Here is a 26,977-nt window from a genome sequence, read left to right on the forward strand (position 1 = left end):
TATATTGCCAACGCATGTAAAAAAACAACCATTTATCTGAACTTATTGATAATTGATTCATTTTAAACTTTGTAAATGTGATTTTTGTCAAATAAGTGCGTAAATAAATGATTTATTTTGGTGCTATTTTTTTCTTTATTGAAAAAATAGTGTTTTTTATTTCTATGAAAAAAATTTTTATAAAAATATATAAGTAAAAATTAAGAAAGTGAATGCATAAATTTATCAATGGGATTTTTTAATCATATGGATAGAGCAGGTGAGTGAGGAGAGTATCTTCGATTTTGAAAATAAAAATCTGAAAGTGCATCTCACTTTCAGATTTTTTAGAAGAAAAATTAAGCTTGATCTGCATCCATAATCGCTGCACTAGCCTGTTTTAAGCTATAAAGTAATTGTCCTAAAAGAACGTCTTTATTACTTAATGTCACCATCACCATCGGATGGTGTGGTGCAGGAATCGAAGTCAGGATTGCTTTACCATTTTCAGCATCAAGCGTGATACTCTGACATCCATTTAATTGAATTTCATTTAAAAATGCACTAACCATCGCTAAAATTGAACTACTTACAGCAGCTAACTTAGTGCTGTTATAAGGATTCTTTTTATAGATTGATGCCAATTCAAAGCCATCCGTAGAACAAAGCATAATGTAATCAATACCACGGATATTCGTTAAAATGTCATTCGCCTGTGTTTTTGCTAATTGAATGAGTTCTTTTGGCGCAGTGCGTTGTTGGCTTGGGATACTGAACATAATTTTTCTCTTTATTAAAGTTATTAAGTCATTTAGTTCGTTGCTTTAAGATTGACTTCCAAGGCTGCAATTAAGGATTCAACCATCAGCAATATGTGTTCTTGTTTTCGGGCATCGATAAAAAACAAAGGGTATTGATATTCATTTTGAATCAACCAATCTCTATAAATTGAAGTTGGTTGACCTTTGTTCTCATCAATATGAGTAATACCAATTGATATATTTTTTGTATAGTCTTTAAATGTATCTAAATATCCCTCAAGTTCATCAAGTGGGAGTTTACTATTATGATCTACTAAAATAATAACACCAAGAGCACCTTGGCAAATCACTGGCCATATAAAATCAAAACGGGCTTGACCAGGTGTGCCATATAGTCCGATTTTGACACCATCATCTAAGGTAATTTCACCATAATCAATGCCAACAGTAGTTTGCATTTTATTATGAGCCTGACTATCTGTATTGAATGCTTCAGTTGCGAGTACTGGAACTTCAGAAAGTGATCTTATCGCTTCAGTTTTTCCAGCACCCATACTTCCAGCAAATACAATCTTATATTGTTGTAAAATCATATAATTCCTTAAAGCCCAAATCGGCGTCTAATTTTGCCGAAAAATTTATTAAAAAAGTTGTGTTCTTCAACAGGCTGTTCGGCTGCTTCTGATTTCAAATAATGACTTTCTGTTGCTGGAATAATGTCTCCATTATTTGAAATGATGCAGGCAGCAATAAATTGTTGAACCGTTTGAATTGGGATTTTTAATTGCGTTGCGACTTGTGAAAGTTGGGCTCCTTGTATAAAACATGCTGAAAGCAAAAGTGTAATTTTTCGATCCGCACTTTGACTAGGTTGAGGCCAATGTTCAATTTTAAAATATTCATTTTCATTCGGCGCAAGTCTTTGAAACTCTAAAGAATGCCAAAATAAATTCCATAACCAATCCTGTAAGTCATATTCAACTTTACGAGAAACTTTTGTGAAATCAAAAGTGGTTGCAAATTCATATTTAAAGCTATGATTGGTTTGCGTGTGTATGCGAGTTGGTTCTAACCATGCAATCTGACTACGCGTATCAATAATCGCTAAAGTCCCATGATCATCAAAAAGATGAAGACGAGCATTTTCAGGGTTTAGCATATCCTTTAAAAACTTTTCACTTACAGCGTTATGATTAGATAAAGAATCTTTTTTAGGTTGTTGATTAGAAATATAACTTAGCAATCTAAGCTGTATCCAATTTTTTAAGGCATCCGTTTGTTGAAAGGGGAGGTAGAGTGTGTTGTCCTCCTCGATTTGGCAAGAACCTTGCCCCTTAGAAATTTTTAAACATGGTAATTGTTTTTGTTGAATAATACGTTGGATACCTTCGGTATCAAAAAAGTTTTCATTTATTAATAATAAATCGAGATTTGGGTCTGAAATATTGATCCAGTTGATGCCAAACTCATTAGGTATTGTTTTTCTAAGTTCTATTTTTAGTTCATCTGAAACTTTTAAACTTATACCTGAAATTGCGATATTAATGCAATGTCCATTCATAGTATCACTTTAATGTTTTATAAAATATTGGACTGCACGAAATTATACTTTTACTTAAGAATGATAATAGACCTCCTATATAATTCTAATTTTTATAATTAAAATAAATATAAGAAGTCTAATTTTTAAAAAATCTTAAGATTTTAATTAAGCAAAGTCTAATTCTTTTTCGAACGTTTTTAATTCGTGGCGTGCCATTGCTAAGTTTGATTTGCTACGATCTAATACAAGGTAAAGAAATAAATTTCCGTTACTCTCTAATGGTCGAATTAAGTGATATGCTTTACCAAGTGTAATTAGAATATCTTCAATATCATCATTAAGTTTGAGTGAGTTTGCAACACGACGTTTTGCGCGAATCACTTCAGTGTTACCTGCTGCTGCTAATTCTAAGTCAATTGCGCCCCCGCCTTGAGTTGCAAGCGCTAAGCCACTTTCAGTGTCTACTAATGCCGCTGCCACAAAACCATCAATATTTGTCAAGCTTTCTAGTGAAATTTTAGCCATGATATTATCTCTACTTATGCATCTTTGTTTATGAATTTATATTCCCTGCTTTTGTTTTAGATTATTTTTCAAAAGCAGTTGATATCATTATAGGAAACTCTTTTATTAAATCAATAATACTTAAACACACTTAAAATAATAGAATTGGTAATAAATGACAGTTTTTGTCAAAAAAATAAATCAAAATCGTATATAAAAGTGTATTTTAAAAAAATATTGTGATTTTTATCACAAATACAGGGTGATTTTAATTATTTTTTTGATTGTAAATAAATGTAAATCTTTATAATTATATAGCTTTTCTTATTTTAGTATGATTTAAATATCTGTAAATGTTTGATAAAGAAAGTAATATACTTTCTTTATCATTTTTTAATATGCTTAAATAGTCGTCAGCTGAATGTAGCTGCAATATAAAAATAATAAAATAATAAGTGCTGTTACAGGTGCAATAATAAAAGACCATGTCGGTGTGGTTGGTTCTGGAGTTGAAATTTCTTCAGTATGTTGTGCTTGATGTACCATTTGATTAAATTCCTGTATCGTTGTTTCTAGAGAAACTTCTTGCTGTATGATGGGTTTTGAACCTAAAAGTTCAGTGAGTTGGTTGGTTGACCAAACCCAGTCTTCTGCTTGTCCAGATAGATGTTCTATTTGACCTAAGAGAAGCTCACTTATACCTGTTTGACCAAAGCTACCTGTTTGGTCTAATTGATTTAATTCTGCGAATTGTAAAGTGAGTATTTCTGAAATACTTGACTCTAACTCAGAAGCGCTTAAAGCGGATTGATTATATGCAGAGGTTGTAAGATGTCTAGCTATTCCTTGGATATAAAGGGGATCAGATGCTTTTATTTCCTGATAAAGTTTTTGATTATCTTTTTTCCAAAGACTGATCAACTGTCCAAGAGCAAGCATATTAACTTCATCAATAAAATAAAGTCTTTCTTTTGATGAATATTGATCAAAGAGCTGTGGTTTTTGAATTTTAATTTGTTCAGAAAAGTATTGAACTAAGTCAAATGCCATCGTGCATTTCCTCGCTTTTAATCTAGAATCCTGAGAGAAGGTTTTTTCTTATTCGGTTCGGCTTCTTGCTTTTTATCTTCTATTGGAGTTTCGATAGTCTCTTGAATAACGCCATATTCACTTGGATCAAAAAATAAACCTTGTCCATTTTCTCTAGCATAGAGCCCTAAAACAGCGCGAATAGGTACATAAATATCTTTTGCAACTCCACCGAAACGAGCTGAAAATGAAATAGCATCATTATCCATATGAAATTGATGGATTGCATGTGGTGCTAGATTTAAAACGATTTGTCCATCTTTTACAAATTGTTGAGGAACATCTGTGTGTTGTTGTGTTGCATCAACGAGTAAATAAGGCGTCAATTGGTTATCACAAATCCATTCATAAATGGCACGTGCAAGATAAGGGCGTGTGGGCGTAACATTTAATTGATCTGACATAATTTACAAGCTTATTTAATCATAGGAATTAAATCATTGTAGCTGTTTTTTTCTTGAGCTGTCATTGATTTAATGAAAGATGGGCGACTGAAAACACGATGACAATATAAAAAAATAGGTCGGCAATGTTGCGGTGGAAGTTCAATTCCCATACTTTTTAATCTGAGAAAAATTGGTGCGAGCATACAATCTAAGATTGAAAATGTCTCAGACATAAAAAAAGGAAAATGTTGAAATAATGGGGTAAGTGAAATAAGCGTATCTCTAAGTTCTTTCTGGGCTTTTTGTTTTTCTTGTGGGTTCAGGGTATCGGCATGTCTAAGCATTTGATCTGCAAGCTTGAACCAATCTTGTTCAAAACGCCAAATATATTGACGTTGCTCCGCTCTGGCCATTGGAGCATCCGCATAAAGCTTATTTTGACGATAGCGATCATCCAAATATTCACTAATGATATTTGGTGAAAAAAGTTTTAGATTTTGTTCAATCAACATAGGAAGTTGATTGTAGGGGTTGAGATCAGCTAAATCTTCATCTTCATGATCGGTGATAATCAGATGATATTTAATCTGCTTTTCAGCGAGTAAAAAACGAATCCAGTGTGAACGGAAATCATCAGCATGACTATAAAGTGTAATGCCCTGAACTGGGGTCGTTTCAACAGATGACATATCACAAAGCTAATCAAGTAAACGGTTTAGCATACTAAAAAAATATAAGAAAAGCATCTTAGAAGTATGTAGATCTATATAAATAAAAAACCTCGGATAAATCCGAGGTTTTTTGTCCAATTCGTAAAACGATTAACGTTTAGAGAATTGAGGACGTTTACGCGCTTTACGTAAACCAAGTTTCTTACGTTCAACTTCACGAGCATCACGAGTAACGAAACCAGCTTGACGAAGAGCAGGTTTTAAAGTTTCGTCAGCAGCGATCAATGCACGAGTAATACCGTGACGGATAGCGCCAGCTTGACCACCAATACCACCACCTTTAACAGTGATGTAAAGGTCAAATTTTTCAGTAACTTCTAAAAGCTCTAAAGGCTGACGTACAACCATACGAGCAGTTTCACGACCGAAATATTGCTCTAAAGTACGATTGTTGATTACGAGTTTGCCTGTACCAGCTGATAAGAAAACACGTGCAGTTGCGGTCTTACGGCGACCTGTACCATAGTTAGTAGCCATGTGCTGTATCCCTTAGATGTCCAAAACTTGTGGCTGTTGAGCAGTATGAGGATGCTCGCTACCAGCGTACACTTTCATTTTTTTGATCATTGCATAACCAAGAGGACCTTTTGGTAACATACCTTTAACAGCTTTTTCTAAAACTGCTTCAGGTTTGTGAGCGATTAACTTTTCAAAGTTAGTCTCACGGATACCACCAGGGAAACCAGTATGGCGATAATATTTCTTATCAAGTGATTTATTACCAGTCACTTGAACGTGTTCAGCATTGATCACAACGATGTAGTCACCAGTGTCAACGTGAGGAGTATAAGAAGTTTTGTGCTTACCGCGTAAACGACGAGCGATTTCAGTCGCAAGGCGACCTAAAGTTTTGCCAGAAGCATCAACAACATACCAGTCGTGTTGAACTTCAGCAGGCTTAGCGCTGAGAGTTTTCATTAACCACTACCTATTATAGTTGGTTTGAGCAAGGAATCGCCCAAACAAAAGGAGACCGAATTCTATATGAATTTATAAAATCACACAAGAACAATTCATTGTTAATGTCATATTTTGCTGCAATGTGACTGATTTTGTAACTATATCGCCGTTAATTTTGAGCTACATTTTTTGGCTTGAGAGGCGATGGTATTTGACCTATCATTTTTGAATTAATTATTTGAAATAAGTAGAAGTATTTACCTCTTCTTTTGGGGAATTTGATGAAACTGTCGTTTTCTACAAACATTATTGTAGTTGCTATTTGCGTAATAGCTTGTTCTACACAAGCGAATGCACGACGCCTCTACAAATGGGTCGATCAAGGCAGTGTAACCAATTATTCTGAATTTCAGCCCAAAGAAGGTACAAGTCGTAAAGTTGAAGTTTTGGAAAGTCGCGGTGAGCATGTTGATCCAGCAATGATGGTCACTGCTGAAATGAAACCGATTGAAATACCAGATGATCAAACAAATCCCTTGGCGCAACCCTCAAGTTCTTCAGTGCAAGCAAATGCTCCTGTGCATCAACAATCATCGCAGACGGTAGTAAAACAAGGTGCTATCGCTTCTCCTTATACTTCTCATCCAGTAAATACAGCTCCATTACCAGAGAAGAAAGAACCACAACTCGTACAGCAGCCGCAACCTACAGAGAAAAAAGAGCCGATTGCAAATCCATTTATAGAGAAGCCGAGTAGTGCTGTGGTTGCTGCGGTAGAAAAGAAAGAAGAGGCGGTGGTTGTTCAACCTGAGAAAAAGGTACAACCAAAAATTAACCCGTGGACACGTCAAGTTGAATTTGTACCTTCTAATCTAGTGCCTGAAAATTTGCCTAAAGCGAAAAAGCCTTAAAATTTTTAAATTGTTCAGTATTTAATTTTATTCTCTTTCTTGATTGCTTCTTATCTAGGAGGGCGCGCTGAGAGAGAATAGAATTTGATAGATAATCATTTCAAGTGCTTCATCAGCATTATGTTGTAGCATTTAATCGCTCTAATGTTATTCCAATTGATTTTCTTTAGTCGCATTTAAATTCTGTTTTTATAGTTTATGTAGCTGTATTTATTAATAAAAATAAATTTATTTAATTTATTATTTATCAGCTTGTAAATTTACATTTCATATTTTTCCATAAAACTTTTGCTTATATGGGAGTGGATTGTTTTTTATTGGTGTTGGTTTGTCTATTGGATGTTTAGCCAATCTTATGGGCATACACAAAACTTTCTAAATAAAAAACTTTCGGTAAACTATAATGTAATGCTTAAATTGGAATTGGTGAGTCATGTTGCCTTTGTATGTCACTTCTGGCGAGCCAGCCGGAATTGGACCAGATATTTGTCTAAGTCTAGCAAACCGTGTTGATGAGCGACCGATCGTTATTTTGGCTGATATCCAAATGTTGCAGCAGCGCGCCAAACAGTTAAATATTGATGTTGAACTTATTCCATTTCAAGGTGAGAAAAAGTCGAGTTTAGCAGGGCAGCTTTTCGTTGAGCATGTGCCTTTAGCAAAACCTGTTATTCTAGGTCAGTTAGATTCAGCCAATGCTGCTTATGTGTTAGAGCAATTGCGTCGTTCAGCTGACTATGCGATGTCGGGGCGGAGTGTAGGGGTTGCTACAGCGCCAGTGCAAAAGTCGATTATTAATGATGCAGGTATTCTATTTAGCGGACATACTGAGTTTTACCAAGAGTTTGCAGGTATTGATCGTGTGGTAATGATGCTGGCAACGAAAACATTAAGGGTTGCCTTAGCGACGACACACTTACCCTTGCGGGATGTACCTGATGCGATTACTAAAGAGCGTTTGCATCAAGTGATTGATATTCTAATTCAAGACTTAAAAAGCAAATTTAAAATCGCACAACCACGTATTCTAGTCTGTGGCTTAAATCCACATGCAGGTGAAGACGGTTATTTAGGTCGAGAAGAAATCGACGTGATTAATCCAGTGCTAGAAAGCTATCGTGCACAAGGTATAGGGATGAGTCTCTGTTTGCCTGCAGATACCTTATTTACCCCAGAAAATCTAAAAGATGCGGATGCTGTTTTAGCAATGTATCACGATCAAGGTTTACCTGTGTTAAAATCACAAGGCTTTGGTGAAGCAGTAAACATTACATTAGGCTTGCCATTTATTCGAACTTCAGTCGATCATGGTACAGCACTTTCTCTTGCAGGCACTGGACAGGCAAAAGCATCAAGTTTGCAGGTTGCAGTGGATTTAGCACTTGATTTAGCCCGTCAGTAATGGGCGAGTAAATTATTCACGTTGGAATTATTATGTATCAAATTAATGCCCTAAACCCTAAAGATGAAGGGCATCAGGCTCGAAAACGTTTTGGTCAAAACTTCTTACATGATCAACGTGTGATTGCCAAAATTGTACGTTCAGTGAATCCGCGTGCGGGCGATAATATTGTCGAAATCGGACCGGGTTTAGCCGCATTGACTTCACCTTTAATTGGCGAGTGTGATGCGTTGACCGTGGTTGAGCTGGATCGTGATTTGGCTGCCGGCTTACCGGGACGTGTGCCACATCCTGAACGTCTGACCATTATTGAAGCTGATGCTTTAAAATATGATTTCACGCAATTGTTCCAAGACGGTCGTCCACTACGTGTGGTTGGAAATTTACCCTATAACATTTCTACGCCTTTGTTGTTCCATCTCTTGGAGTTTGGTGACAAAGTCAAAGACATGCATTTCATGTTGCAAAAGGAAGTGGTTGATCGTATTACGGCAACACCAAACACCAAAGAATATGGTCGTTTATCGGTGATGATCCAGTATTACTGTAAACCGACTTTCTTATTTGAAGTGCCACCAGGTTCATTTAATCCGCCACCAAAAGTGACCTCAGCCGTATTTCGTTTAGAACCCTATGATGTTAAACCGATCGTAGCAAAAAATGAGAAAGCATTGGCGCGTTTAGTGGGGCATGTGTTTACCCAACGTCGTAAGACCTTACGCAATAGCTTAAAAGGTATGTTGGTGGAAGATGGTTTTGAAAAAGCAGGTGTTGATCCGATGGCGCGCCCAGAAACCTTAAGCTTGGCTGATTTTGTCGCACTTTCTGATCAGATGGTATCTTAACAATGTCTAAGCGCTATAACTATGTGATTGGTGATGTACAAGGTTGTTTTGAAGCGCTGAAAGCGTTACTGAAAGAAATTCGCTTTGATCCAGATCAAGACTTTTTATGGTTTGCGGGTGATTTAGTTGCACGTGGCGAAAACTCGGTGGGCGCATTACGCTTTATTAAAAAACTGGCTGATCGTGGTGCTGCTGCAACTGTACTGGGTAATCATGACCTGACCTTGATTGCTTGCGCACGTGGTTTTAAAAAAGTTAAAGATAAAGATCGTACTCAGGACGTGATTGATGCGATTGATGGTGATGAGCTGATTGATTGGCTGCGAAAACAGCCATTGAGTTTATCTCCGAATGATCAAATTTTGATTACCCATGCAGGTGTACCGTGTATTTGGAATGCCGAAAAAACGGTGGCATTGGCACAAGAAGTACATGAGGTGGTTGGTCATGACGATCTTTCGATTTTAGATAGTTTTCTTGCCGAGATGTATGGTTCACAACCTGATTTATGGTCAGATGAGCTGACAGGTATGGCTCGTTTACGTTGTATTACCAACTATCTCACTCGAATGCGTTTGACTGATGCCGAAGGGCGACTTGAATTTGAATTTAAAGATGCGTTAGACGCACCGATGCCAGTTGGTTTTCAGCCTTGGTTTGAGTTTGAAAGCCAAGCAGCCCAAACCCATCAACTGATCTTTGGACATTGGGCGGCGTTGCAGGGCAAAACCATTAGCCCGAAAATCCAAAATGTCGATGGTGGCTGTGTTTGGGGGCAACAATTGGTGGCTTATCGTCTAGAAGATCAGCAACTTTTTGCAGTTGATAATCCATTGGTTTAAAGAAAAGCCTTGTTGGGTGTTGATATAATTTGGGGTAGGAATCGTGGCATTTTAATCATTCTTGGTTGATAAAGTATCTGCGATTGAATGGAGGGATTTTGTTTAAATTGACGATACTTTAAAAAATCAACTCGATTTGAGAGTATCTGTTCTAGCTTAGCAAAGCCCTGACTGTTAGCTGGGATATGATATTGATTGTGAAATATTGTTGTGACGATCAATTCATATTGCCATGTACTATTTTCTGAGCGGGTAGCTTCAATATGCTGAACCGCAAACAATTCTTGAGCGAAGCGAGAGGGAATTTTGTGTAATGTGGATTTATTAACAGATTCAGTGGTTAAATCTTGAAAATCATGTTGATCAGTATCCGCAATCAATTGAATGATGCGCTTAGATTTGGGTAAAAAACAAATTTCTACTTTTGTACCAATCCATGCTGGATCAGCATAAAATTGAGTGTAATTTGAATTGGTGAAATAAATATTTCTAAATAATAGCTTTAAATGAACAGAAGTATCTGTGATGACTTCATTTCTTTCGTCCAATTGTAGGGTTAAAGTATGCAATTTAGGTTTAAAAAATTGTTTTGATGGAATTTTAATATCCGTAATTGTTGCAGTTGTTTTGATATATTCTAGTTTGTTTAAATCCTGAACTAATACAGGGTCAATAAAATATTTTTCAAACGAAAAAAAGGGAATACGATAATCGCTGAATTTATATCCTATTGGAAATGTAATTGCATAAATACAGATCAAAGTAAAATACCCCCAATGTAGCTGATAGGGTTGACCTTTTACCCAGCCTAAGAGATAAAGAAAGGCTATAAACAAAAGAGCATAAGTGATAAAAAATACAAAATAAGCAACAAGAGCTTTGCCTTTATATTTAATAGTGAATCGAAGGCGGTCTGCTAATTCCGAACGTGATTTAGCTTTTAATATTTGCATGATTTTAAAATCTTTTTATTTTTGCTGAAAGCAACAAATCATATCATTTGATTCATGAAACTGTCATGTGCTGATCATTAAAGTGTCAAAAAATACTTATAAGCTAAAAGCATGAAAATAACGACACAAATGGATGGCGATATGCAAAGTACATACGCGACATCTCTACTAAAGCAAGAACAGTTTCCTGAAAGTTTTAAATTTTACTTTAAAAGGAAACAACTTAAAAATAAACAAGATGAATTGTCTGAACTTCGGGATTTAGTTCGCCCTCGTTTAAGAATCGCAATCGTCACTGAAACATGGCCACCAGAAATTAATGGTGTAGCATTATCTATGATGCAATTATGTCAGGGGCTACAACGGCTTGGGCATAAAATTCTATTGGTCAGACCTATACAAAAAGCGATTTGTACAGAATTTTTACCTGAACAAGAATGCTTGGTGATGTCTCAACCGATTCCAAAATACCCAAGTGTTCAATTTGGTTGGCCACAATATCTTAAAGTCTCTAAAGCATTTGAGCAGTTCGCACCTGACGTGGTGCATATCGTGACTGAAGGTCCATTAGGTTTAACAGCGCTACAAGCTGCAAAGTCAAAAAAAATCGCCGTATCGAGTGGATTTCATTCAGCTTTCCAAGATTTTAGTCGTTTCTTTGACTTGGCTTTTTTAGTCAAACCGATTCAACGTTACCTAACATGGTTCCATAATAGTACAGATGTCACGTGTGTACCCAGTCAATACACCGAACAAGCACTACGTGGCTTTGGTGTGACTTGTCCTTTAGTTGTTGTTGGACGAGGTGTTGATACTGCGAAGTTTTCCCCAAAACATCGTTCACAGCAATTACGCCAACAATGGGGTGTAGATGCTGATACCCGTGTAATGTTGTATGTCGGGCGCTTATCACCAGAAAAAGAAATTGATGTCTTAATTAAAGCTTTCCATGCTTGGCAGAGACAGCAAGGTGCAAATACAAAATTTGTAATTGTTGGAGACGGGCCTGATCGTATTCGTTTGAGTAAATTAGCGATATCAGAAGATATTATTTTTACTGGTAGCTTAAGTGGTAAGAATCTCTCAGCCGCTTATGCAAGTGCAGATGTTTTCGCATTTGCTAGTCAAGCTGATACGTTTGGAAATGTAGTGCTAGAAGCAATTGCTAGCGGATTACCAGTGATTGCTTATGACTACGTATGTGCGCATCAGCATGTCAAACACGGTGTTACAGGTTGGTTGAGTCCTCTAGGACAGACCGTAGATTTAACCCAATCCATTTGTCATTTGCCAGCTCTACCAGAACTGAGACAAATGGGTATATTAGCAAGCGAAACTGTACAAGAAACCAGTTGGCAGTTTCCTGTACAACAATTAGAACAAGCACTTTATCAGGTAGCGAAGGAACCTCTTATGAACTCTACCTAAAGTATCCTCAGAAAGGAGAAAAGTATGAAATTTCAAAATGCAAAAATAAAAATGCTCGATCTAGACCTAAAAGGGTGTGTATACCTTAATCATCTCTCCCAGTCACAACGCATTGCCTTATTTTTTAAAACGATTAGTCGTTTGGGCGATGGACCATTTTGGTATGTCATGTTGTTATCAGTATGGATCGCACAAGGTTTGGTATACGGTCTGCAAATTCTATATTTGCTCGTTGCAGGTTCTGTTGGTACGGGGATTTATAAGTTTTTAAAGCATAAAACGACTCGACCACGTCCATATCAAGTTCACCAAGTGATTGTACTGGGCGAGCGACCATTGGATCATTTTAGTTTTCCATCAGGTCATACTTTGCATGCGGTCATGGTTACCATTACATTAGGCTATATCCAACCGTTGTTATTAATTTTGATGTTGCCATTTACGATTCTGGTTGCATTGTCCCGTATGATTTTAGGATTACATTATCCAAGTGATGTGATCGTGGGGGCGGTGATTGGTGCATCCGTTGCTAGCTGTATTATTTTGTTGGCACCAAGCTTCAATATCATTCTTTAAATAATTTAACGGGTTTTAATGATAGAAGACTATTTTTTAAATCTTGGGATTTGTTAAAGTACGCTCAATCACAAACTGTTAATTAGGTTATCAAATGGGCTTACGTTGGACAGATACGATTGATATCGCAATCGAACTTACTGAAGCACACCCAGATGTAGATCCTCAATGGATTCGTTTTACTGATTTACATGCTTGGGTTTGTGCATTACCAGACTTTAATGATGACCCCAATAAGTCGACGGAAGGTTTGCTTGAAGCGATTCAAATGGCTTGGTTGGATGAAGTTCGTTAAAAAAACATCAGAAATCACTGAACTTTTACAGATTCAAGCTGATTATTGGCGATGACATCGGTATAATGCGGCAAATTTTTTAGTTTACACCATAAATAGGAGTCAATCATGGCGATTGAACGTACTTTATCTATCGTAAAACCAGATGCAGTTTCTAAAAACCACATTGGTGACATTTTTGCTCGTTTTGAAAAAGCGGGTTTAAAAATTGTTGCTACTAAAATGAAACACCTTTCTCAAGCTGATGCTGAAGGTTTCTATGCTGAGCACAAAGAACGTGGTTTCTTTGGTGATTTAGTTGCATTCATGACTTCTGGCCCAGTTGTTGTTTCTGTTCTTGAAGGCGAAAATGCTGTTCTTGCTCACCGTGAAATCTTAGGTGCTACAAACCCTAAAGAAGCAGCTCCAGGTACAATCCGCGCTGATTTCGCTGTAAGCATCGACGAAAATGCTGCTCACGGTTCTGACTCAGTTGCTTCTGCTGAGCGTGAAATCGCTTACTTCTTTGCTGATAACGAGATCTGCCCACGCACTCGTTAATCCAAAGTATTCAAGCCAGATAAGTGGTATACTACTTATCTGGTTTTTTATTTTTTATAGATTGAGTTGTGTGAAAAATACACAGCATTTTCTAGCGCTGATATCGTTTAGGTAAATATACATGAGTTCTGTAGTGGTCGTTTCATCTGAGAATGTCGATGAAAAACAACAGTCTTTAACTACGTCTGTCGTTCAAGCTGCCGATAAGAAAGTAAATTTACTTGGCATGTCCAGAGCTGAATTAGAAAAGTTCTTTGAAGACTTAGGCGAAAAGAAGTTTCGTGCTAGTCAAGTCATGAAATGGATACACCAGTTTTTCGTCACTGATTTTGCTGAAATGAGTAATATTTCAGGAAAATTGCGCGAAAAATTAGAAAAGATTTGTGAAATTAAAGCCCCAGAGGTGGTACACCGCAACTATTCTAAAGACGGTACCCGTAAATGGGTGTTTCGTGTAGGTGATGGTGAAGGTTCTCTGGTTGAAACCGTACTGATTCCTGCGGAAGATAAAACAGGTGCGCGTAAAACCCTGTGTATTTCATCACAAGTGGGTTGTGCACTGGATTGTTCATTCTGTTCGACTGGTAAACAAGGTTTCCAACGTGATTTAACACCAGCAGAAATCATCGGTCAGTTGTGGATGGCAAATTATTCTTATATGGAAGATGTGCCTGTTGCTGAGCGTGAACGTACCGTGACCAATGTGGTCATGATGGGTATGGGCGAACCTTTACTTAATTACGATGCAGTACTCAGCTCAATGCAGTTAATGTTAGATGATTTTGCCTACGGAATGTCTAAACGCCGTGTGACCTTATCAACATCAGGTGTTGTTCCAAAAATTGATCAATTAGCGCAAGACATCGATGTTGCACTTGCGATTTCGTTACATGCACCAAATGATGAACTACGTAATGAATTGGTTCCTATTAATAAAAAATATCCATTACAGCAACTTATTGCTGCATGCCAACGTTATTTAGCTAAAGATGGTAATGAAAGCTCACGTCGCCATGTCACTATCGAATATGTGATGTTGGAGGGGGTAAATGATCACCCTGAGCATGCACAACAGTTATTAAAATTATTGAAAAACTTGCCAAGTAAAATCAATCTGATCCCATTTAATCCATTTCCACATGCACCTTACGGACGTTCGAGTCGTAATCGCATCATTGCCTTTCAAAAAACTTTGTCTGACGCTGGATTTGTGTGTACGATTCGTCAGACACGTGGCGATGATATCGATGCTGCATGTGGTCAATTGGTAGGACAGGTTGCTGACCGTACGCGTCGTGCGGAACAGTGGAAGAAGAAAGTGGCGCAACGACAAGAAATTTTGCGCACACAAGGATAAAACTTGGGGATATAGCGTTGAATACAACTCGACTAAAAACGATTATAACAACTACTGTTGTGTTTACTGTAATGGGTTTAACCGCTTGTCAATCTTCGACAGGGTTGAAGAAAGACCCAGAAAAGGCTGTTCAAGTTCGTTCTCAACTGGCTGCTGAATATATTCGTACAGGTGATTTGGATTCCGCTAAACGTTCTCTTGATCAAGCTTTAAATATTAATTCGCGTGATGCAAACGCCAATATGATGATGGGGATTCTACTGCAACAAGAAGGCAGTAAGTCCAATATGGAAAAAGCAGATGCTTATTTTAAGCGTGCGATTTCTTCAGAACCAGATAATGCACAAGCTCGTAATAATTACGGTACATATTTGTATCAAATGCAACGTTATAATGAAGCGATTGAGCAATTTACCCGTGCAGGTGCAACCTTAGGTTATGAACAGCGATTTCAATCGTTGGAAAACTTGGGGCGAATCTATTTAAAGTTAGGCGATGTTGCGAATGCTGAAAAAGCATTCAAACAAGCGCTACAAGCAAATCGTAACGCAACTATTTCAATGTTAGAGTTGGCAGAAATTTTCTATTTGCAACAAAATAATAGAGATGCATCGCAACTATACGAACAGTATGTTCGTAATGTGGGGCAAAAAAACCAAGGTGCACGTGCACTTTGGATTGGTTTACGCATTGCTCGAGCGAGTGCGGATCAATTAGGAATGCAAGTGTTAGTGAATCAATTACGAGCATTATTTCCTGATAGTCCAGAATATCAACGTTATTTGCAATTACAGTACAGTACTGAGGCCGTATGGAAATAAATCCAAATTCACATCAGCCAACTGGCTCAACCTCGCCATCGTCAACGTTAGGAAATATTCAACGACCTGGTGAGTATTTGCGTCAAATTCGTATTGCACAAAAGAAAGAACTTGAAGAAATTGCAAGCGTATTGAATATGCCCGTTAAAACATTAACGGCATTAGAGCAAGATGACTATAAATCATTACCTGAGGCGACCTTTATCAAAGGTTACTATCGAGCTTATGCAAAATATTTAAATGCAGACGCAAGTGTGATTATTCAGCGTTTTGATGAAATTTATGTTAATGATACTGGCCTTAAAGCAAACCATGCCTTGAATAATTCTCCTATCAAGATCATGGGTAAACTATCTGGTTCGAAAAGTGTACGTAACCGTAAATGGTTGAAGCGTATTGCTATTTTAGCTGCTGTTTTAGTCTTAGGTTGGTTGGCAGTGATGGCTGTACAAAATTGGACATCTAGCCACAAAGATGATGCTGAAGTTGAAGCGCCGAAAGCAAAAAGTTCTGATGTCGAAATTATACCTATGGGAACGGCAACGAACGCAACTTCTGGCGATCAGTTAGTTTTGAACTTTAGTCGACCAACATCTGTGCATATTGTTGATGCAACAGGTAAAGTATTGGCAACAGGTCGTCAAGCATCTACATTAACTTTGAGTGGTGAATCACCATTCCAAATTCGTTTAGATGATGCAACAGCTGTATCCTTGACCTTGAATCAGGAGCAAATATCTTTGTCTCCATATACGGTTAATGGAAAAGCAGAATTCCGTTTGTCTCGTTAATGCCAAAGAGTAGAGCTATACGATGATTGTGAATCCAATTAAACGCCGTCCGACACGTAAAATTCGTGTTGGTTCAGTGTATGTCGGTGGTGATGCCCCGATCAGTGTTCAAAGTATGACCAATACTGAAACCTGTGATGTGGATGCAACTGTAGCGCAAATCCAGCGCTGTGCAGATGCAGGTGCGGATATCATGCGTGTTTCTGTACCGTCAATGGAAGCAGCAGAAGCTTTTGGAGCAATTCGAAAACGAGTCTCTGTACCATTGGTTGCTGATATTCACTTTGATCATCGTATTGCTTTAGCAGTTGCCGACTATGGTGCAGATTGTTTGCGCATTAATCCGGGTAATATTGGTTCGGATCAGAAAGTACGTGAAGTCGTTGCTGCAGCAAAACATCATGGTATTTCGATTCGTATTGGTGTGAATGCAGGTTCTCTGGAAAAAGACTTACAAGTAAAATATGGTGAGCCGACAGGGCAGGCCTTACTTGAGTCAGCGATGCGTCATATTGATATTCTCGACCGTTTAGATTTCCATGAGTTTAAAGTCAGTGTTAAAGCATCCAATGTGTTTTTAACGATGGATGCCTATCGTTTGCTGTCTCAACAGATAGATAATCCACTGCATCTTGGTGTGACTGAAGCAGGTATTTACCGTACTGGAACAGTCAAATCAGCAATTGCCTTGGGCGGACTGTTGATGGAAGGCATTGGCGATACCATGCGTATTTCGCTCGCGGCTGAACCTGAAGATGAAATTAAAATTGGTTTTGATATTTTAAAATCGTTGGGCTTACGCTCAAATGGGATTAACTTTATTGCTTGCCCAAGCTGCTCACGTCAGGAATTTAATGTGATTCAAGTGATGCAGGCTTTGGAAGAGCGCCTAGAAGATATCCGTACACCGATGGATTTATCTGTGATTGGATGTAAAGTGAATGGTCCTGGTGAAGCTAAAGAGGCGGATATCGGTATCGTTGGCGCATCACCGCGTTCACTGGTCTATCGTAATGGTGAAAAAAGTCATTTAATTGACACAAATCAGTTGGTTGATGAAATTGAAACAATGGTTCGTCAACGTGTTCAAGAGCTTGAAGAAGCTAAATCTAAAGAAATTATTCGTAGTTCATCATGAGTTCAATTGTCGCGATCAAAGGTTTTAATGACACCCTTCCAACACAAACTGCTGCTTGGAGAAGTCTGGAACAACAATTAGCATCTTTAATGGATGCCTATGGCTATCAACAAATCCGTTTACCGATCGTTGAACAAACTGGTTTGTTTAAGCGTGCCATTGGTGATGCAACCGATATCGTTGAAAAGGAAATGTATACCTTTTTTGATAAAGGTACTCCGCCTGAGTCGCTGACTTTGCGTCCAGAAGGTACGGCTGGGTGTGTGCGTGCTATGTTGGAACATAACTTATTGCGTGGTGCAACACCGCGTGTTTGGTATGTGGGTCCAATGTTCCGCTATGAAAAGCCACAAAAAGGTCGCTATCGCCAGTTCCATCAATTTGGTGTTGAAACTTTTGGTGTAGCAACGCCAGATATTGATGCAGAAATCATTTTAATGACGGCTCGCCTGTGGAAACGTATGGGTGTAGCAGCAAATGTTCGTCTAGAACTCAATACTTTAGGTGAGACGGATGAGCGTGCGGAATATCGTGCTGCTTTGGTTGAGTTTTTAAATCAGCACAAAGATGCATTAGATGAAGACTCACAACGCCGTTTAAGTACCAATCCATTACGTATTTTAGACTCTAAAATTGAATCAACACAAAAGATTTTAGAAAATGCACCAAAGTTGCATGATTTCTTAAAAGAAGATTCGATCAATCATTTCCAACAGTTACAACAGTACCTCACTGATGCAGGCGTTGAGTTTGTAATTAACCAGAAGTTAGTGCGTGGTTTGGACTACTACAACAAAACTGTATTTGAATGGACGACAACGATGTTGGGTTCACAAGGAACGGTTTGTGCAGGCGGTCGTTACGATGGCTTGGTAGGACAACTGAAAGGTAAAGCAGATCAATCTGTACCTGCGGTTGGTTTTGCAATGGGTATGGAGCGTTTACTGTTGTTGCTTGAGCAGGTTGAACAAGTTCAAGAAGTACGTGATTGTGAAGTTTTCTTATTGGCTGAGCCTGCATTTCAAGCTAAAGCTTTAGTATTAGCAGAGCAAATCCGTGACCAGTTAGAAGCAGCAAACAGCTCAATTCGTTTGAAAACAGGTTCACAAGGCAGTATGAAAAGCCAAATGAAAAAGGCTGATCAATCGGGTGCAATCTATGCAGTGATTTTGGGTGAGCGCGAGTGGGAATCACAACAGCTTTTGGTCAAAGAGCTAGCAACGGGTGAGCAGGCGCAGGTCGCTTTAACTGAGCTGACATCTTTTTTTATCGAAAAATTTAAACAATAAATTGCACAATATTTAGGGAAAGGACAATCACATGAGTTTAAGTGATGAAGAACAACTCGACCAATTAAAGTCTTTTGGCAAAAAATATGGTTCTGCCATGATTAGCGGGATTCTGATTGCCTTGATTGCCTTTTTCGGATGGGAATATTGGCAAAAGAAAAATTTAGCTGAGGCACAGAGCCAAACGGCGAAAGTACAAAAATTGATGGACGAAGCTAAGGCTGCATCAGGTCAACCAAATGCTTTAGCTACAGTATCTGAAGCAGCAGATAAAATTGTGAAAGATGATGCTAACTCGGTTCAAGCGATTCAAACTCAATTTATCTTGGCGAAGCTTGCTTATGATAAACAAGACTACGCTGCAGCTGAAAAAGCATTAAAGAAAGTTGAAAACTCAAAAGTTAAAGATGCGGGTTTGCTGCAAATTGTAAAAATACGTTTAGCGGATTCACAATTAGCACAAAAGAAATATGATGAGGCACTGAAAACCTTATCAAACGTGACTGAACCAGCGTTTAAAGCAACGGCAGAAGAGTTACGTGGTGATATTTTTGTTGCAAAGAAAGATACTGCATCGGCGCGAAAAGCATATCAAAGTGCTTGGGATAGCCTCATTGAGCGTAAACAAGAGCGTCAGCTTTTACAAATTAAACTCGAAAGCGTTGGTATTTTAGTAGATGATCCTGAAATTGAGCGCCCGATCTTAGATACCAAAGTGGATGAGTCTTAATGCAGAACAAACTAAAATTACCTTTGGCAATTGCAATTGCTTCAGCTTTATTAATTGGATGTTCAACCAATAAAGTAAAAGAAGTGAAACCGAATCCGTTGCCAAAAATTACGCAACAGCAAGGCTTAAATCTGGTCTTTTCTCAAAGTGTTTCGTCAACAAATGCAGCAGAAGCTTTGCGCTTGCAGTTAGATACAGATAACGGTGTAATTTTTGCGATTGATCCAGATGGTCAGGTTTCTGCTTATAAAGGTAAGCAGCGTCTTTGGAAAAGTAAGGTTACTAAGCAAGAACTCACTGCTGGTGTAGAAGCGGGTGAGGGTATTGTCGTTATTGGTAACCGCAAAGGTGAGTTATTTGCTTTAGATCAGGCTACTGGTAGCCAAAAATGGTCTGCCAAATTATCTGGTGCGATTTTGTCTCCTTCACTCATTCAATCGGGACGAGTTATTACGATTGCAAATGACGGGACTGTATTTGCGCATGATGCTGTTACTGGACAGCAAGTGTGGGCATATAAATTACCAAATGTTCAGTTTAGTTTACGTGGTCAACCTGCACCCGTTCGTTTAGATGAACGCACTGTTGTTGTTGCATCCGCGAATGCTTATGTTTATGCATTGGATGTAATTAGTGGCGTGCCGCGTTTCCAACGTCGAGTTGCAGTAAGCGATGGTCGTTCGGATATTCAACGTTTGATTGATGTTGTTGGTGACCCAGTTGTTGCAGGTCAATATCTGGTAACAACCAGTTTCCAAGGGCAAGTCACAACTACTGATCTTGCAACACAGCGTGTGGTGTGGAGTGAGGAAGCAAGTAGTACCAATAGCGCTGAAGTTTCAGGTGATAAAGTTTTTGTCTCGACTGCAGATGGAAAATTGAAAGCTTATAATTTAGCGACAGGTGAACTTTTTTGGCAGAATGAGGAATTACTTAACCGTCAATTGAGTAATCCTGTGATGCTTGGACAGAACCTTGTGGTTGGCGATTTAGATGGAGTTATTCATTTGATTGATCCAAATACAGGGAAGTTGATTGGTCGAGCGAAAACCAGTGGTGAAGTCCGTTCATTGCGTGTAATTGATAATCAGCTTTACGTTGCAACTCGAAAAGGTGCATTAAGCATTTGGCAGAATCGTTAATTTTGCTTTAGCTTGTGGTAAAATATTTAATTAGCAATTGCTAATAAAAGAATGATCGGGGTATTTGTTTGAACAAAACCCCGAATTTTTATTGTGATTATTTGATCACCAAAATCTTCCATACTGTTTCTGATACGATGTCATCAACGATGGCTCGTCTGAATTAAGGTTAATTTATGAAACCCGTTATTGCGCTTATTGGTCGTCCAAACGTCGGAAAATCAACGCTATTTAACCAAATCACTAAAAGTCGTGATGCTTTGGTTGCTGACTTCGCTGGTTTAACTCGTGACCGCAAATATGGCGATGCGGTGTATCAAAATAAATCATTCATCGTCGTTGATACGGGTGGTATTGGTGAGAATGAAGGTGGTATTGACTCATATATGGCGGAGCAGTCAAAAACTGCCATCCATGAAGCAGATATTATTGTTTTTGTTGTGGATGCACGTGCAGGTTTATTGGCATCAGATGAACAGATTGCTCGTGAATTACGTACACTAGGTAAGAAAGTCTATTTAGTTGCCAATAAGGTGGATGGTGTTCATGCAGAAGCCGCGCTAGTTGAATTCTATAAACTTGGTATGGGAGAACCTATTCAAGTTGCGGCCAGCCATGGTCGTGGTGTACAGCAAATGCTTGAGGAAGTATTAGCTGAAGTGCCAGAAGATGAAAATCCTGAAGAACATAACAAAAATACAGGTTTGCGTTTGGCGATTATTGGTCGTCCAAACGTAGGTAAGTCGACTTTAGTCAACCGCTTGCTTGGCGAAGAGCGTGTAGTTGCATTTGACCAGCCCGGTACTACGCGTGACTCAATTTATATTCCTTATGAGCGTGATGGTCGTCAATATACGTTGATTGATACAGCGGGTGTGCGTCGTAAAGGTAAAGTTGATGAAATGATTGAGAAGTTCTCAATCGTGAAAACATTACAAGCAATCAAAGATGCTCACGTGATCGTTGTTGTGCTTGATGCGCGTGAAGGGGTAGTTGAGCAAGATCTACATTTAATTGGTTATGCATTAGAAGCTGGTCGTGCCATGGTGATTGCGATTAATAAATGGGACAACATGACCGAATATGATCGTAAGCAATGTAAGCTTGATGTTGATCGCCGTTTTGACTTTATTCCTTGGGCGAAAGTACATTTAATCTCAGCCTTACATGGAACTGGTGTGGGTGATTTATACCCAACAATCCATCGTGCTTATGATTCATCACATTTAAAAGTTTCACCAGCAAAATTAACGCAGATTTTGAATGACGCGACTGATGCGCACCAACCACCAATGATTAGTGGTAAGCGTATTAAAATGCGTTATGCGCATATGGGCGGACAAAATCCACCTACAATCGTGATTCATGGTAACAAAGTAGACAAAACACCTGCTGATTACCGTCGTTATTTGGAAAACGTATTCCGTAAAGTGTACAAGCTGGAAGGTACACCAGTACGTATTGATTTTAAAACTTCAGAAAACCCATTTGAAGGTCGCAAATCTCAAGTTGATGAGCGTGTTGCAGCACGTAAACGTCGTTATGTACAGAAGTTTAAAAAGGCTGAGAAAAAATTTAAGCGTTAAGCTTATTTTTGCCGTTAAAACCCAAACATTGTTTTGGGTTTTTTTCATTTAATTTTTGAGTGCTTAAATTTAATAATAATTATCATTTGTTTAGATTATCTTAATATTTATGATTGTTACGATGTTAATTATGTTGATTTTGACGTTAAGTTTTTGATATTTAATGGGAATTATTTTTTGTGAAATGTAGTGTGAATGTTATAATGCCTGCACAAAAAGATTATTATTTGTATATTTTTACACCAAATTCGGAACTTGTATTGCATGTTAAAGTTACATCTAACGCAGCCTCAGCTTATATATACGCAGCAGAATTATGCTGCGCTTGACGCTATTCCTGCAATGCAACGTCGCCGTTTATCTTCGCTCGCAAAGATGGCATTACATAGTGCTTTGGTGAGTTTAGATGGGCAGTCTGTCGATTATATTGTGTGGGCTTCTAAGTTTGGCGATGAAGAAAAGACCCTGAGTATTTTACAAGACGTACTTAAAGCTCAAGTTCCTTCACCGACACAATTTTCAATCTCAGTGCATAATGCGATTGCAGGTCTGTATTCGATCTTGTGTCAGGACCATACGCCGTCAACCAGTTTAAGCTGTGAATGGACCGAGGCTTTAATTGAGGCTTATGCAATTTTAAAGTCATGCCATGGTGTGAAACGTGTATTGGTCATTGCCTATGATCAAGCTTTACCTAAACTTTATGCCGATGCGTACGATTTCCCTGCATACGCACTTTCAACGATTGTGAGTTTAGAGCAGCCGAATTTAGAGATTGTTGCGTTATCTGATTGTAATGCAATGGAAAGCTTTGAATTTTATAAGTTTTGGCAATCTGTCCAGCTTAACCAAGTTACACCGAGATGGAAAAAATGTTAAAACACAATCAAATTAAACAAAAAAGTAATTATTTTTGGCGTGTTGCTGCCACGGGTTTTAGTTTCGCTAGTTTTGGTGCGGGTGGTGTAGGTATTGCGACGGTTGTTGCTCCTTTAGTCAATTTAAGTAGCCGTCATCCTGGAATCCGCCAACAGCGCGCACAACAAGTGATTCGTTATGGTTTTAAGGGCTTTACCGAAATGATGGTCAAGCTTGGAATCATGACTTATCACGTTGATGGGTTAGAAAAGCTACAAAATAGTCGTCAGGAGTTGGTGATAGCTAATCACCCAACTTTAGTTGATGTTGTAGTATTGATTGGATTAATGCAACAAGCAAATTGTGTGGTCAAGCAATCATTATGGTCTAATCCTTTTACGCGTGGTCCTGTGCGTAGTGCTGGATATATTTTGAATGCAGGTTCACAGCAATTCATCGAAGATTGTGTGACACGTTTGAAAGAATCAGATGCAGCATCATTGTTGATTTTTCCTGAAGGTACTCGAACTGAAAAGGGCGAGTATTTAAATGAGTTTCAACGAGGTGCTGCAAATATTGCGATTCGAGCCAATGTCCCTGTGCGTCCTGTACTGATTACCTGTACGCCATCGACTTTAACCAAAAATGAAAAATGGTATCATGTACCTGCACAGCCATTTCATATCGAAATTAAAGTGCTTGATGCGATCGATGTTCAAGATGTCTTAGGCAATTCCGAGATTAGTCCTAAACATGTTCGTCAATTGAATCAAAGTTTCTATCAAATTTTTAATGATGAGTTATCTGGAAAATGAGCAATCTTGCTGATGAATTAAAGCAAATGATTATTGATGTTCTCGCACTTGAGGACATTAGCATCAGTGACATTGAGACCGAAGCACCATTGTTTGGTGATGGTTTAGGTTTGGATTCAATTGATGCTTTAGAATTGGGGCTCGCTTTGAAAAAGCGTTATAACATTCATTTGAATGCAGAATCAGATGAAACCAAACAATATTTTAAATCAATTCAAAGCTTAGTCGCTTTAGTTGAAGCACAGCAAGCAGTGTAGGGAGTAAGTTGATGTTAACCCAAGAACAAGTGCTGGCAAAACTCAGAGATTGGATGCAGGATTTATTTGAAATTGAGCCTGAAGACATTCAACTTGATTCAAATTTATATGAAGACCTTGATGTTGACAGTATTGATGCCGTTGATCTCGTCGTAAAAATTAAAGAACTGACAGGTAAACAAGTTCAGCCTGAAGATTTTAAAGCAGTGAGAACGATACAAGATGTAGTTACTGTTATTCAAAACATGACAGCTGAATGAAGCATATTTTCAGAGGGATACTAATCACATTTTTTGTGTTGTATCCCTTTATTGTCGGGTGGAGTTTATCCCACGGGCAATTTGTTTGGGTCAGTGGGTTGTTGGTGGTCTTGGGTATTGTTCGACTCTTGAGTGCTAAAAAAGACCCGATGTTACCCTTGACGGGTTTAGCCATTCTTTGTGGTGGTTTAAGCTTAATTTTAAAAGAACATGCTTGGTTAAAACTCTATCCAGTAGGAATGAGCTTAGGTGCATTATTGATCTTTGCTTTGACTTTGTATAAACCACCTTCGATGATTGAACGTTTTGCCCGTTTAGTAGAACCTGATTTGCCTGAATCGGGGGTGCAATGGACACGTAAAGTCACCGTAGTTTGGTGTGTATTTTTTAGTCTAAATGCCATAATTGCATTGGTGACGGTATTTGCTCCTACACAATTTTGGGTCATTTATAATGGCTGTGTTTCTTATGTTTTGATGGGACTTTTGTTTCTCGGTGAGTTTATTTTGCGGAAACGACATCAACGTTTAAATCAGACAAATTCTTAAATGGTTCCGTGTAATGATTGCGCCTCTATATTTTTATAATGATTGTAATTTAGCTCAAACATTCTGTATCACTTCTGAGCAGCAGGCGATTTCTTACGCCCAGTTTTGGCAAGATGTGGTTGAGCAATCGGTTGAAATTGAAAATTTACAACAAGATACTTGGGCATTATGGGAACAGGATAGTTACGAATTCATCGTACTGTTGTTTGCAGCTTTGCTCGCAAAGAAAAGAATCATTTTACCGCCAAATCGTGTTCGTGATTTGGAGCAAAAATTTGCACAACAAGACATCCATTTTCTAGGGAGACAGTCTTTAACGACCTCTCTTGATTTAGCCACAGATACAAGATTAGGTTGGCTGCGTCATGATGAGTTCCTAAATCATGCAGAAATCATCTTTTTCACTTCAGGTTCAACAGGTGAACCGAAAAAGATCGAACGGACTTTAAAGCAGTTATTGAATGAAGTGACTGGGCTTGCAGCGAGCTTCAAATTTGATGATCATCAGGTTGCGATCGCTACGGTCAGTCATCAGCATATTTATGGATTATTATTCAAGTTGTTATTGCCATTGGCAACACATCGTTGCTTCTACAGCCCTCAGTTGGCATTTCCTGAAGATGTGATTCAGGTTCAGCAGCGTTTAGTTCAGTCTAGCTTAGGCAACTATCTCGTATCTAGCCCTGCTTTATTAAAACGTTGGACACAAGAATTACCGCTACAACAGTGTGAAGTGGTGTTTAGCTCAGGTGGGAAACTGGATGCTGGCGTTCGCATTCATTTGAATGTGCCGATTACTGAGGTTTTAGGGAGTTCTGAGACAGGTGGTATCGCTCATCGTCGTGAAGACGATGCGGCTTGGACAGCATTCAACAATGTTCAGATTCAGATTTCTGAAGCAACTGAATTGATGGTGCAGAGTAATCATGCAGGTGAGTTGGGCTGGATAATCACAGGAGATGCAGCGCAATGGGTGGATATAACCAATAAGCAGTTCAAGCTTTTGGGGCGTTTGGATCGTATTGTAAAACTCGAAGAAAAACGCTTAAGTTTGGACGCGATTGAACAAAATATAAATTTTCTCGCTGAAGTTGAGCAAAGTCATATTTTACTCATTGATCATCAAAATCGCCAAATTTTAGCCTGTATTGCGGTGCTTACAACACAAGCACAACAGCAATTGATCAGTGTGGGCAAGGCAGCTTTTGTGAAGCAACTTAAACAACAACTTCAGTTTCAACTTGAAGCGATTGCAATTCCAAGACAATGGCGTTTTCTCAGTCAAATTCCACAGAATGCTCAGTCGAAACGAGATAAAAACTATTTAAAGGCATTATTTTCAGTGATGTTAGCCCCCGTTATTTTGTCACAATGGCAAGAGCAAGACAGTGAATATTTCCGTTTAGAATTTTCGCCTGAGCTTGAATGTTTTAAAGGACATTTTCCAACGCAACCGATTTATCCTGGGGTTGGACAAATTAGTTTTGTTCAACAATGCGCCAAAAATATATGGGCGGATTTGGTGTGGTGTCAGGGCTTTGAGCAATTGAAGTTTCAAAACCTGATTCGTCCGTATACGGTCGTGCAGTTAAAATTAAGTCGTAAACAGCATAAAATTAGTTTTGAGATGACCGCAGATCAACAGGTGTTGGCTTCTGGTCGTTTATTATTTGCGGTTGAAGGTGTATAGGCATTCAGTC

General features: G+C 38.5%; 32 protein-coding genes. 22 read left to right on the plus strand and 10 right to left on the minus strand.

Annotated features, from left to right (window positions below; all coding sequences use genetic code 11):
* Positions 1-338 precede the first annotated feature (338 nt).
* The 9 genes from AAV96_RS16890 to rplM all read right to left on the minus strand — a co-directional run bounded on the left by AAV96_RS16890 (position 339) and on the right by rplM (position 5,911).
* Positions 339-758: a roadblock/LC7 domain-containing protein gene (locus tag AAV96_RS16890; protein WP_004664921.1), complete on the minus strand. Its 420-nt coding sequence runs from the start codon at positions 756-758 to the stop codon at positions 339-341.
* Positions 759-790: 32 nt separating this feature from the next.
* Positions 791-1,333, minus strand: a complete 543-nt coding sequence (locus tag AAV96_RS16895) for a GTP-binding protein (RefSeq protein ID WP_004664920.1) — start codon at positions 1,331-1,333, stop codon at positions 791-793.
* A gap of 8 nt (positions 1,334-1,341) precedes the next feature.
* A complete protein-coding gene (locus tag AAV96_RS16900) occupies positions 1,342-2,301 on the minus strand; it encodes a hypothetical protein (protein WP_046740152.1) in 960 nt (319 codons plus the stop codon).
* 147 nt (positions 2,302-2,448) lie between these two features.
* Entirely contained in the window at positions 2,449-2,808 is a 360-nt protein-coding gene (locus tag AAV96_RS16905) for a hypothetical protein (RefSeq protein WP_005214502.1), read from the minus strand.
* 381 nt (positions 2,809-3,189) lie between these two features.
* Positions 3,190-3,837 (minus strand): hypothetical protein, encoded by a 648-nt coding sequence (locus tag AAV96_RS16910; RefSeq protein WP_046740153.1) that lies wholly within the window; start codon positions 3,835-3,837, stop codon positions 3,190-3,192.
* Positions 3,838-3,854: 17 nt separating this feature from the next.
* Positions 3,855-4,280: a ClpXP protease specificity-enhancing factor gene (locus AAV96_RS16915; RefSeq protein ID WP_046740154.1), complete on the minus strand. Its 426-nt coding sequence runs from the start codon at positions 4,278-4,280 to the stop codon at positions 3,855-3,857.
* A gap of 11 nt (positions 4,281-4,291) precedes the next feature.
* On the minus strand, positions 4,292-4,951 hold the full coding sequence (locus AAV96_RS16920) for a glutathione S-transferase N-terminal domain-containing protein (RefSeq protein WP_046740155.1): 660 nt from the start codon (positions 4,949-4,951) through the stop codon (positions 4,292-4,294).
* Positions 4,952-5,083: 132 nt separating this feature from the next.
* Entirely contained in the window at positions 5,084-5,470 is a 387-nt protein-coding gene (rpsI, locus tag AAV96_RS16925; RefSeq protein WP_004640839.1) for a 30S ribosomal protein S9, read from the minus strand.
* Positions 5,471-5,482: 12 nt separating this feature from the next.
* Positions 5,483-5,911 carry a 50S ribosomal protein L13 gene (gene rplM, locus AAV96_RS16930; protein ID WP_004664909.1) on the minus strand — a complete coding sequence of 143 codons (429 nt, stop codon included), beginning with the start codon at positions 5,909-5,911 and terminating at the stop codon, positions 5,483-5,485.
* A gap of 263 nt (positions 5,912-6,174) precedes the next feature.
* Here rplM and AAV96_RS16935 point away from each other — a divergent pair, with 263 nt between their 5' ends.
* From AAV96_RS16935 to AAV96_RS16950, 4 genes are all read left to right on the plus strand, one after another.
* Positions 6,175-6,804: a hypothetical protein gene (locus tag AAV96_RS16935; RefSeq protein WP_005214496.1), complete on the plus strand. Its 630-nt coding sequence runs from the start codon at positions 6,175-6,177 to the stop codon at positions 6,802-6,804.
* 433 nt (positions 6,805-7,237) lie between these two features.
* Positions 7,238-8,206 carry a 4-hydroxythreonine-4-phosphate dehydrogenase PdxA gene (gene pdxA, locus AAV96_RS16940; protein ID WP_046740156.1) on the plus strand — a complete coding sequence of 323 codons (969 nt, stop codon included), beginning with the start codon at positions 7,238-7,240 and terminating at the stop codon, positions 8,204-8,206.
* Positions 8,207-8,238: 32 nt separating this feature from the next.
* Positions 8,239-9,051, plus strand: coding sequence for a 16S rRNA (adenine(1518)-N(6)/adenine(1519)-N(6))-dimethyltransferase RsmA (gene rsmA, locus AAV96_RS16945; RefSeq protein WP_046740157.1), 813 nt, complete (start codon positions 8,239-8,241; stop codon positions 9,049-9,051).
* Between the two features lie 2 nt (positions 9,052-9,053).
* Complete coding sequence (locus AAV96_RS16950; RefSeq protein ID WP_046740158.1) at positions 9,054-9,893, plus strand: symmetrical bis(5'-nucleosyl)-tetraphosphatase; 840 nt, start codon at positions 9,054-9,056, stop codon at positions 9,891-9,893.
* On the opposite strand, the gene AAV96_RS16955 is transcribed toward AAV96_RS16950, so the two are convergent.
* Positions 9,890-10,846 (minus strand): hypothetical protein, encoded by a 957-nt coding sequence (locus AAV96_RS16955; protein ID WP_046740159.1) that lies wholly within the window; start codon positions 10,844-10,846, stop codon positions 9,890-9,892. The genes AAV96_RS16950 and AAV96_RS16955 overlap by 4 nt on opposite strands.
* Positions 10,847-10,957: 111 nt before the next feature.
* On the opposite strand from AAV96_RS16955, the gene AAV96_RS16960 reads away from it, so the two are divergent.
* The 18 genes from AAV96_RS16960 to AAV96_RS17045 all read left to right on the plus strand — a co-directional run bounded on the left by AAV96_RS16960 (position 10,958) and on the right by AAV96_RS17045 (position 26,967).
* Positions 10,958-12,274, plus strand: coding sequence for a glycosyltransferase family 4 protein (locus tag AAV96_RS16960; RefSeq protein ID WP_171249179.1), 1,317 nt, complete (start codon positions 10,958-10,960; stop codon positions 12,272-12,274).
* Between the two features lie 24 nt (positions 12,275-12,298).
* Positions 12,299-12,850: a phosphatase PAP2 family protein gene (locus AAV96_RS16965; protein ID WP_046740160.1), complete on the plus strand. Its 552-nt coding sequence runs from the start codon at positions 12,299-12,301 to the stop codon at positions 12,848-12,850.
* Between the two features lie 94 nt (positions 12,851-12,944).
* Entirely contained in the window at positions 12,945-13,145 is a 201-nt protein-coding gene (gene iscX / locus AAV96_RS16970) for a Fe-S cluster assembly protein IscX (protein WP_004664895.1), read from the plus strand.
* 108 nt (positions 13,146-13,253) lie between these two features.
* Positions 13,254-13,685: a nucleoside-diphosphate kinase gene (ndk, locus tag AAV96_RS16975; RefSeq protein ID WP_003654870.1), complete on the plus strand. Its 432-nt coding sequence runs from the start codon at positions 13,254-13,256 to the stop codon at positions 13,683-13,685.
* 121 nt (positions 13,686-13,806) lie between these two features.
* The gene (gene rlmN, locus AAV96_RS16980) at positions 13,807-15,042 is read left to right on the plus strand and encodes a 23S rRNA (adenine(2503)-C(2))-methyltransferase RlmN (protein WP_004664894.1); all 1,236 of its coding nucleotides are present in this window, start codon (positions 13,807-13,809) and stop codon (positions 15,040-15,042) included.
* A 17-nt stretch (positions 15,043-15,059) separates the two neighbouring features.
* Positions 15,060-15,863 (plus strand): type IV pilus biogenesis/stability protein PilW, encoded by an 804-nt coding sequence (gene pilW / locus AAV96_RS16985; RefSeq protein ID WP_046740161.1) that lies wholly within the window; start codon positions 15,060-15,062, stop codon positions 15,861-15,863.
* Positions 15,854-16,654, plus strand: a complete 801-nt coding sequence (locus AAV96_RS16990; protein ID WP_046740162.1) for a helix-turn-helix domain-containing protein — start codon at positions 15,854-15,856, stop codon at positions 16,652-16,654. The genes pilW and AAV96_RS16990 overlap by 10 nt, the downstream gene beginning before the upstream one ends.
* A 22-nt stretch (positions 16,655-16,676) precedes the next feature.
* Positions 16,677-17,792, plus strand: coding sequence for a flavodoxin-dependent (E)-4-hydroxy-3-methylbut-2-enyl-diphosphate synthase (gene ispG / locus AAV96_RS16995; protein WP_004664888.1), 1,116 nt, complete (start codon positions 16,677-16,679; stop codon positions 17,790-17,792).
* The gene (gene hisS, locus AAV96_RS17000) at positions 17,789-19,081 is read left to right on the plus strand and encodes a histidine--tRNA ligase (protein ID WP_046740163.1); all 1,293 of its coding nucleotides are present in this window, start codon (positions 17,789-17,791) and stop codon (positions 19,079-19,081) included. Before ispG ends, hisS begins: the two co-directional genes overlap by 4 nt.
* Before the next feature lie 31 nt (positions 19,082-19,112).
* Positions 19,113-19,811 (plus strand): YfgM family protein, encoded by a 699-nt coding sequence (locus tag AAV96_RS17005; RefSeq protein WP_004664885.1) that lies wholly within the window; start codon positions 19,113-19,115, stop codon positions 19,809-19,811.
* On the plus strand, positions 19,811-20,953 hold the full coding sequence (gene bamB / locus AAV96_RS17010) for an outer membrane protein assembly factor BamB (protein WP_046740164.1): 1,143 nt from the start codon (positions 19,811-19,813) through the stop codon (positions 20,951-20,953). The genes AAV96_RS17005 and bamB overlap by 1 nt, the downstream gene beginning before the upstream one ends.
* 176 nt (positions 20,954-21,129) lie before the next feature.
* Complete coding sequence (der, locus tag AAV96_RS17015) at positions 21,130-22,539, plus strand: ribosome biogenesis GTPase Der (protein ID WP_005214471.1); 1,410 nt, start codon at positions 21,130-21,132, stop codon at positions 22,537-22,539.
* A gap of 264 nt (positions 22,540-22,803) precedes the next feature.
* On the plus strand, positions 22,804-23,418 hold the full coding sequence (locus tag AAV96_RS17020) for a beta-ketoacyl synthase chain length factor (protein WP_046740165.1): 615 nt from the start codon (positions 22,804-22,806) through the stop codon (positions 23,416-23,418).
* Positions 23,403-24,212, plus strand: a complete 810-nt coding sequence (locus AAV96_RS17025) for a lysophospholipid acyltransferase family protein (protein WP_155857131.1) — start codon at positions 23,403-23,405, stop codon at positions 24,210-24,212. The genes AAV96_RS17020 and AAV96_RS17025 overlap by 16 nt, the downstream gene beginning before the upstream one ends.
* Positions 24,209-24,469, plus strand: a complete 261-nt coding sequence (locus AAV96_RS17030) for a phosphopantetheine-binding protein (RefSeq protein WP_046740166.1) — start codon at positions 24,209-24,211, stop codon at positions 24,467-24,469. Before AAV96_RS17025 ends, AAV96_RS17030 begins: the two co-directional genes overlap by 4 nt.
* An 11-nt stretch (positions 24,470-24,480) precedes the next feature.
* Positions 24,481-24,729, plus strand: coding sequence for an acyl carrier protein (locus AAV96_RS17035; protein ID WP_046740167.1), 249 nt, complete (start codon positions 24,481-24,483; stop codon positions 24,727-24,729).
* Entirely contained in the window at positions 24,726-25,277 is a 552-nt protein-coding gene (locus AAV96_RS17040) for a septation protein IspZ (RefSeq protein ID WP_046740168.1), read from the plus strand. The genes AAV96_RS17035 and AAV96_RS17040 overlap by 4 nt, the downstream gene beginning before the upstream one ends.
* A 13-nt stretch (positions 25,278-25,290) precedes the next feature.
* The gene (locus AAV96_RS17045; RefSeq protein ID WP_046740169.1) at positions 25,291-26,967 is read left to right on the plus strand and encodes an AMP-binding protein; all 1,677 of its coding nucleotides are present in this window, start codon (positions 25,291-25,293) and stop codon (positions 26,965-26,967) included.
* Positions 26,968-26,977: the final 10 nt, after the last annotated feature.

The sequence above is a fragment of the Acinetobacter sp. AG1 genome, assembly GCF_001005525.1.
In the GTDB taxonomy this organism is placed as follows: domain Bacteria; phylum Pseudomonadota; class Gammaproteobacteria; order Pseudomonadales; family Moraxellaceae; genus Acinetobacter; species Acinetobacter modestus.